The sequence below is a fragment of the Bradyrhizobium jicamae genome (genome assembly GCF_018130215.1).
In the GTDB taxonomy this organism is placed as follows: domain Bacteria; phylum Pseudomonadota; class Alphaproteobacteria; order Rhizobiales; family Xanthobacteraceae; genus Bradyrhizobium; species Bradyrhizobium jicamae_A.
This window is the reverse complement of record NZ_JAFCKQ010000103.1, coordinates 1-4,305: the sequence shown is the minus strand read 5'-3', so window position 1 is coordinate 4,305 and position 4,305 is coordinate 1. Positions and strand designations below refer to the sequence as shown.

Genomic DNA, 4,305 nt, shown 5'->3' with positions numbered 1-4,305 from the left:
GCCCTGACGGCGAAGTGACTGCGGATTTCAGGAGGAGATGGGGCATCTGCTTTCGCTCATGACCCGCAGAGGTCCTTCGACGAGCGGACGATTTTTTGGGCGCCCGAGATTCTAGCGGCGGTCGTTCCAGTGAAAGTTGCCTCGGCCGCCGATGGCAGTTTGGCGTCTCAGCCGCTCCTTGACCTTGCAGCTGGCCAGATACGTCGCGCCGCCGACGGCTGGCATGCCGTGCTGCGCATCGGGGCGGTGGACCACCGTGTCTGGTCCAAGGACCCGCCCGTGCTTGGCACGTCATACGCAGCCGAATTGCCGTTTGACGGCGATTTAGAAGCGCGCATCTCTGCAGCTCGACGGCTGTGGCGCGCGATGAATGGACGCGCGCCCGGTCCTGCCTTTCACCAACTATCTAAACAGCGGCGCGAACGCCTGAGTGCTGCGATCCGTGCGCTCGATGCTCACGGCGCCGGCGGTAGCTATCGCACTGTCGCCGAAGCGCTGTTCGGCAAGAAACGCATCCCCGATCGCGCCTGGAAGACCCACGACCTGCGCAATCGAACGATCCGCCTGGTGCAAAGCGGAATATCGCTGGTGCGCGGAGGCTATCGCAAGCTACTGCGGCCCGAGCGCAGGGACGACTAGCGCCGTCCCAGGGGGTGCCGAAAACGGTCCCCTCGATATTCGGCATCCCCCTCCGGGAACTTGCTTCTCCATGATGACCGCGCACACGCCGGTGCCGCCCTGTGTGGTGCGCTGTCCTCTTGGAGTTCACCAATGTCCGATCCGATGGCCGGTCTACCCCCGCGCTTCCTGCGTACACCGGAGGCCGCGCGTTATCTTGGCTTGTCTGGTCGCACCCTGGAGAAGCACCGCACGTACGGTACCGGACCGACCTATCGGAAGATCGGCGGACGAGTCGTTTACGCCATCGATGACCTGAAAGCGTGGGCCGACCTCGGCGCCAAGACGTCGACGTCCGATCCCGGGAAGGGGACCGTGCTGCCGGCCAAGAAGCACCCGGTGCTCCGCCCCTATGCGGGCCAGGAACGTCGTTGATCGCCCGCGCGAGAGTGACCATGCGGCGCAAACACCATTCCGAGCGCGACCAGCTTGAGCTCTTTCGGGCGCTGCCCGGCGATCTCGCCCCTCGCGACGCGCAGGATCTGATGGCTTACCCGTTCTTTTCGCTCGCCAAAACAAAACGCATTGTGCCCATCGATTTTCGCGCGGGTGCAATTGCAATTCGTGTTGAAGCCGTGCCAGAGCACGGCTTGGCGACCATCTGGGATGCAGATGTCCTGATCTGGGCCGCTTCTCAGATTGTCGAAGCACGAGACGCCGGCCTGAAGACGTCGCGCTTGATGGCCGCAACGCCTTACGAAATTCTGACGTTCGTCGGCCGCGGCACCAGCGCGCGCGACTACGACCGGCTGAAGGCTGGTCTCGACAGACTGCAGTCGACGACCGTGCTGACCTCGATCCGACAGCCGGCAGAGCGACGACGGCATCGCTTCTCCTGGATCAACGAGTGGAAGGAGACGGCCGATGCAAATGGCCGCCCATTCGGGCTCGAGCTGATCCTGCCGGATTGGTTCTACGCCGGCGTCATCGATGATGCGCTCGTGCTGACGATTGACCGCGCCTATTTCGAGCTGACGGGCGGGCTCGAGCGCTGGCTTTATCGCCTTGTGCGCAAGCACGGCGGTCGGCAGGGCGGCGGCTGGAGCTTTGATCTTGTGCACCTCCATGCCAAGTCCGGCATCCTCTCGCCGCTCAAGCACTTTGCGTACGACATACGCCAGATCGTCCAGCGCCAGACATTGCCCGGCTATCAGCTCGTGCTGACGAAAGATCCGAACGGAACCGAGCGGCTGAACTTTGCGCCCACGCCGGTTGATCCCTTTACAGCACGCCTGCGCCGGCGCGGCCTCATTCCAAATTCGGAGGACAATCTGTGAATCAACTCGTGCTATCGGGGACCGCAACCCTCGTGCTATCGGGGACCCGATCCTCGTGCTATCGGGGACCGGAATCGCACCTAAGAGCTTGTTTATTCGCGCTTTCTAGCCGCTCTAACTTTACTAACCAGAAATCCTTCGGATTTCTTCTAACGGACCAGGCCGAAAGCCGCGTTGGCGGCGCCCGGCAACGGCGGTCCGTCAGTCCAGCCTGCCTTTGCAGGCCACACACACTCTCCACGGAGCCTCAAGCTCACGGCTGCCAACTCCAGCGTCAGGGAGCCGCGCCATGAGCGATCTCACGGAAGTGGAAGTTCTGTGGCTCGAGAAGCGTATTGAAAACCGCATTCGGTTTGGTCGCGTTGTTGAGGAACGGAAGCTTGATCGCCACCGGCGTGTCCTGTCATTTGCGCCGGGCAGCATCTTTGCTTTCGTTCGTTGGACCTCCAACGACTTTGGGACAATAATTTCGCGGATCGACATCCTCCGGGCGGTGGCGCGGGGACAGCGCTGCTCGACCGTTCCTTATGTGACACCCGGCGGTGAGCTTCTGCTGCGCCTGTCAGGTTGGCCGAAGGTCGAACAGGTGCTGCAGATGGTCGACGCCATCGAAGCGCTCGGCATTGATCCCGCTGATGTCGCCCCTGATCATTGGCATCACATTCATAACCGTCTGTCCGTCAACGAAAAACCGCGCCCCTACACAAAAGCGCGACACCAGGCATGGCTTCACCGGCAGAGGGTCATGCGATGACACCGCAGCTCAAGACGTTAACCACGATGCTCTGCGGTGCCGTCGCACTTGCCGCACCAATCGTTTTGGGGATTTCGCCGGCCTACATCTGGAATGCATCGGAGAGCGTACCGATCGGGCTCTACCGTGTGCAGCCGGCGGACAGACTATTCGTTACGGAACTCCTCGCCGTACAGCCACCGGAGCCCCTCGCGACCTTCCTCGACCTGAACGGCTATCTGCCAGCCGGATTGCCTATGCTCAAGCGCGTGCTGGCGCTTCCTGGGCAGACCGTTTGCCGAAGCGGGCTCACCATTTCGGTTGACGCCATCGAAATGGGTGAAGCCCGGGATCGCGACGGCCGTGGCCGTCCCCTCCCGAAATGGCAGGGCTGCCGCGTAGTGGGTGACGGCGAACTCTTCGTCATGAACTGGCAGTCCACCAACTCGCTGGATGGCCGCTATTTCGGGCCCTTGCCAGCATCGGCTGTCATTGGCCGCGCGCGGCCGGTGTGGAACTGGGAGGATTGATGCTGCCGGTATTGAGATTCCGAACAGCCATTCCTCTGTTCGGCCAAGTGCTGCACCATTCCTCCGTCCCGACCAACGATTGTCCGGCCGTTGCGCGCAGCGGCGGTCCAGGGCGGCCGAACGGCCGGCGCGAAGCGGCCTTACCCTGGACGGGCGCGAGCACGACGGCACGCTTGCGTTTGTTCGAGAGGAGCCTGCGCGCTGTCGTGCCGTTGTTCATTGCGCTGACCGTGAGTAACGCTGCTGTCGCCGAGACGCGACCCGCGAAGCCTTCAGCGGGTCATCGCGTTGACGATCCGTTTGCGGAGTTTATCGAGCAGGCCTCGCGCCGTTTCGGCGTGCCGAAGCGTTGGGTACGCGCAGTCCTGGACGTCGAAAGCGCCCAGGACGTGCGTGCCAGGTCACCGAAAGGTGCCATGGGGCTGATGCAGATAATGCCAGAGACGTGGGCAGCGCTACGTCTGCGGTACGACCTCGGCGACGATGCCTACGATCCCCATGACAACATTCTTGCGGGGACGGCGTACCTTCGCGAGTTGCACGACCGGTACGGTTCACCGGGCTTCCTAGCGGCCTACAACGCAGGACCTGCTCGCTACGAAGAGCATCTCGCCGGTCGTCCATTGCCCGCTGAAACCCAGATCTATCTGCAGAAGCTTGCGCCGATCATCGGTGGCGACATTTGCGGTTCCTGTGCAGTCGCGAGTCTGCGGCCATCGGGGGGAGCGCTCTTCGTTGTGCGTACTGAAAGTTCGACGACCGCGGCCCGCCTGCAGCTTGGGCGCCCAACGAACCGAGCTCCAGCGGCCGTCTCCGTCCACGACATTTCGGCCATTGCGCCGGAGACAACAGGGTTGTTCGTCCTGAGATATGATGCGGGAGGCTCGCGATGAGCGAATGCGCATGCTGGCATGCATTAGCGCGGCCTGGAGAAGGATGGGCGGATAGGCGAGCGCAGTGGGGAGGCACGACGAACGCCCCAGACGACGTATGCGTCCGGATCTTGCACATGAGCTCAGGTCTTGACAGGATGCTGAGCGTTCCAAGCCCACGGCAACAGTTCGTCGAGACGATTGATCGGGAGTCC

6 protein-coding genes are annotated in these 4,305 nt (G+C 62.6%); all 6 read left to right on the top strand.

All coding sequences use genetic code 11. From position 1 onward, the window contains the following. Positions 1-129 precede the first annotated feature (129 nt). Positions 130-639, top strand: a complete 510-nt coding sequence (locus JQ586_RS39995; RefSeq protein ID WP_312017092.1) for a DUF2285 domain-containing protein — start codon at positions 130-132, stop codon at positions 637-639. 132 nt (positions 640-771) lie between these two features. Continuing rightward, positions 772-1,053, top strand: coding sequence for an AlpA family transcriptional regulator (locus tag JQ586_RS39990; protein WP_212400113.1), 282 nt, complete (start codon positions 772-774; stop codon positions 1,051-1,053). Positions 1,054-1,073: 20 nt separating this feature from the next. Next, positions 1,074-1,955 (top strand): replication initiator protein A, encoded by an 882-nt coding sequence (locus tag JQ586_RS39985; RefSeq protein ID WP_212400112.1) that lies wholly within the window; start codon positions 1,074-1,076, stop codon positions 1,953-1,955. A gap of 289 nt (positions 1,956-2,244) precedes the next feature. Then, positions 2,245-2,709 (top strand): DUF2840 domain-containing protein, encoded by a 465-nt coding sequence (locus JQ586_RS39980; RefSeq protein ID WP_212400111.1) that lies wholly within the window; start codon positions 2,245-2,247, stop codon positions 2,707-2,709. Then, positions 2,706-3,218 (top strand): S26 family signal peptidase, encoded by a 513-nt coding sequence (locus tag JQ586_RS39975; RefSeq protein WP_212400110.1) that lies wholly within the window; start codon positions 2,706-2,708, stop codon positions 3,216-3,218. The genes JQ586_RS39980 and JQ586_RS39975 overlap by 4 nt, the downstream gene beginning before the upstream one ends. After that, positions 3,218-4,111 (top strand): lytic transglycosylase domain-containing protein, encoded by an 894-nt coding sequence (locus tag JQ586_RS39970; RefSeq protein ID WP_249148688.1) that lies wholly within the window; start codon positions 3,218-3,220, stop codon positions 4,109-4,111. Before JQ586_RS39975 ends, JQ586_RS39970 begins: the two co-directional genes overlap by 1 nt. Positions 4,112-4,305: the final 194 nt, after the last annotated feature.